A 2,962-nucleotide genomic window follows, 5' to 3' on the forward strand; every position below is an offset into this window, starting at 1 on the left:
GAAGAGTCCTATTTTACAATCTTTTGTAAAAAGGATCATACTTACGCAAAACAAATTAATTAAAATAACAATTTACACGTTGTTATTTATACGAAAAAGCTCAATAAATTTATATTATTTGACGGAGGTGCAACATGAATATGATGGATAAAATAGATAAAAGTGTTGATAGAATCAGGGTTACCACACTACTATCAGAGGAAGAAAAGGAAGCGTTAAAAGAAATTGCCTGGAAGAGCGGTAGAAGTATGAGCGGGTATATTCGCAATCTTGTGATTGAGGATATCATCGAAAATATTGATTAAGTGGTTCCGGTGAATATATAGCTTGTAAGAAGCCACCCCTTTTTATGTCTTACAGCCTTCTGTCATTAATTTGAATGACTACTGGCCAAGCGCTTTATTCATCTCTTGCATCCTTTGATTGTGTTCTGACATTCTTTTATCACGCTCCAATTCTCGAATCTCTCTTTCTTGACTCCTCATTTTAGCTTCCATTGCTCTCTTTTTATCTTTCATCTCTTCCGTCATGGCCCCCATATCCATTTGTTGCCGCTTCATTTTAGTTTCCATCTCATCTTGTTGATTTCTCATCTTAAGCCCGGTATCTTCCGGATTTCTCCTTTCTGCGGCCAACCTTTGAGCTTTCGATATAATATCCGCTTTTAGTTCCCTTAACTTTATTATCTGGTTAACAACGGTCTTTTTTATCCCGCCGTTTTCTGATCTACTACTTGGATCTTTGGAAAGTGAATAAATCTGCCTATCAATTTCTTCAATCTGTTTATCAATCGCTCGATTTACTGCTCCTTTTTCCAATTCATTTTTTTTAAATAATGATGATTCACGGTACGAATCTATTTTCTGGGCTCTTGTTTTATACTTGTCTGGAATTGGAGTGTTAGATATTACAGTTTTGCCATTCTTATCCTTGTATGTATAAATTTCTCCAGCTTGAATTATTTGAATGCAAATTAGAAAAAAGGCTAATAGAAAAATTATAACAATAAATACAGGTATTTTTAATGGGTTATACACATTATTCAAAATTACTTGATGTAAGTTCTTCATTTTTTTATTTTCCTTGTCATAAGGTATTTATTATAAAAGCATAGTTGGTGTACAAACGATATTGAGGAATTAGAAAACCCCTTTGGGGATTATTCTCCGGCTTTGAAACAACAAATGAATTATTTACGGGAACGCACCTGATACACGTGTTTGGATAAGATATCAGACTGGCTTTTCCAATGCTCCCCACCATAGCAAAAACTGAATACGGCATCTTTACCACTAATTATTAATTACAAAAACAGGTCTGGCGATTTGACACGGTGCGATGCCAGATAAATTGATGTCTTGAATCAGTGCAGCTTTGCTAATTTGGTTGTACATACTACGTGGGTGATTGTTATTTATTGCGGAATTCACAATTTTCCAAAATTCGGGTTGAATAGGTTTCCCACTTGTTTCAGCAAGTTTTACTACTTCGGCTAAACATAACATACAGGCTTGGCCATGTGCGCCTTTCCTTTTCTCGACATTTATTAAAATATCTTTATAACTTGTTCGCCGCTCCTTTTTCCCATCATCTTCTTCTGATGGTGATGCTTCACTGTATGAATATGTTTTCTTTGCTTTTACTTGATACCTTTCTGGATTTGGAGTGTTTGTTATGACTGTATTGCCATCTTTATCCGTATATTTATACATTTCTCCTGCCTGAATCGTCTGAGTGCAAATTAGAGAAAAGGCTATTAGGGAAATTGTAATAATAAATACGATAACACTTGATTTTATATACATATTTTGGAAAGCTTCTTGATATAAGTTCTTCATTTTTCTATTTTCCTTATCATGGTTTTTATTATAAAATATAGCTGGCATACAAACTATATTGATGAATTAAGAAAATCTATTTATTAGCGTTCTCTTGCTACGAAACATTAAATTAACTATTTGCGAGAACGTACCGGAAGCACCCGATCTGCATCATAGCCAGACTGGCTGTCCTCGCACCGATTGCCCCAGCGAAAACTGAAGTAGGCGGCGTAGGCGCCACGTGTTTCTGATGCCCAACAACCGTACTTAGTAGTAATATGAATCAATTCAGTTGCCATATGGATATTGCGCGTAGAATTAGAATTAAACACCGGTTGAGTTTTACCGCTGTCGTACAACCCCGCCAGCTCATCCAGCGTCGGCATCCGCCAGTCAGCATATCCGCCCCCATGATAATTCTCGCAATATTTCTTAGCGTCAACCCATTTAATGTCCTTTCCGTTGTCTTTCACCGCCCACATTAGATTTGTCCTCGTATCCAGAACTGTACCGTTATTGTATGCGATGAATCGTTCATCCCTTCTTGTCTCTTTTTCTCTTACGGGCGGTAGTTTTATCAAATCTCTTATTGTTAGAAGACGAATTTGTTTATTACGGGCGAAATCCTCTACTCCCCTACTAAAACCTGAAGTAACAACCAACCATGCTTCATCTGCTTTTTCATGTATAAGTGTCCCATAGAGTTCACGGACAACCCCTGCATTTACATAGTTTTTATATGCCTTGCATTGGATAATAATAGTTTTGTCATCTTCTTTCAGCCATAAATCAATACCTCCATCACCATGTAAAGAGTTACCAGTATGTTTGACATTAAAATTCTTATCCATTAAAATTTTTGCAACTTCGAGTTCAAAACGTCTTCCATCTATACCGTGCCACCATTCTGCCTCTTTATCAGCATTTCTTTTTTGTTCTGCATTTTTTCTGGCATCATCGCGCCTAAGTTTTCTTTGAATATCATTGCAAGCTTTTAATGACTCCCAATAAACTTTAAATTAAATTGTTGATGGCACAGCAATATCAGTCCCAGCCACATCAGCTGCTTCCACCAATTTCAGGCCAAATTGTTTAGCTCGGTTTTTCATGTTTTTTATTATTCTCTGTTTATATTGCATCTC

4 protein-coding genes are annotated in these 2,962 nt (G+C 36.4%); 1 reads left to right on the top strand and 3 read right to left on the bottom strand.

All coding sequences use genetic code 11. From position 1 onward, the window contains the following. Positions 1 to 134: 134 nt before the first annotated feature. The gene (locus KKC46_11930) at positions 135 to 305 is read left to right on the top strand and encodes a hypothetical protein (GenBank protein ID MBU1054517.1); all 171 of its coding nucleotides are present in this window, start codon (positions 135 to 137) and stop codon (positions 303 to 305) included. A gap of 78 nt (positions 306 to 383) precedes the next feature. Here KKC46_11930 and KKC46_11935 read toward each other — a convergent pair whose 3' ends face one another. The 3 genes from KKC46_11935 to KKC46_11945 form a co-directional block, all read right to left on the bottom strand. Further along, on the bottom strand, positions 384 to 1,070 hold the full coding sequence (locus tag KKC46_11935; GenBank protein MBU1054518.1) for a DUF4124 domain-containing protein: 687 nt from the start codon (positions 1,068 to 1,070) through the stop codon (positions 384 to 386). Between the two features lie 222 nt (positions 1,071 to 1,292). After that, on the bottom strand, positions 1,293 to 1,838 hold the full coding sequence (locus tag KKC46_11940) for a DUF4124 domain-containing protein (protein ID MBU1054519.1): 546 nt from the start codon (positions 1,836 to 1,838) through the stop codon (positions 1,293 to 1,295). Between the two features lie 116 nt (positions 1,839 to 1,954). Continuing rightward, positions 1,955 to 2,671 carry a DUF2034 domain-containing protein gene (locus KKC46_11945; GenBank protein MBU1054520.1) on the bottom strand — a complete coding sequence of 239 codons (717 nt, stop codon included), beginning with the start codon at positions 2,669 to 2,671 and terminating at the stop codon, positions 1,955 to 1,957. Positions 2,672 to 2,962 lie beyond the last annotated feature (291 nt).

Source organism: Pseudomonadota bacterium (assembly GCA_018817425.1).
Lineage (GTDB): Bacteria > Desulfobacterota > Desulfobacteria > Desulfobacterales > RPRI01 > RPRI01.

What these genes read in the sequence shown, in the direction of transcription:
- KKC46_11930 (MBU1054517.1), top strand. Translation starts at nt 135, where the DNA reads ATGAATATGATGGATAAAATAGATAAAAGTGTTGATAGAATCAGGGTT.
- KKC46_11935 (MBU1054518.1), bottom strand. Translation starts at nt 1,070, where the DNA reads ATGAAGAACTTACATCAAGTAATTTTGAATAATGTGTATAACCCATTA.
- KKC46_11940 (MBU1054519.1), bottom strand. Translation starts at nt 1,838, where the DNA reads ATGAAGAACTTATATCAAGAAGCTTTCCAAAATATGTATATAAAATCA.
- KKC46_11945 (MBU1054520.1), bottom strand. Translation starts at nt 2,671, where the DNA reads ATGGATAAGAATTTTAATGTCAAACATACTGGTAACTCTTTACATGGT.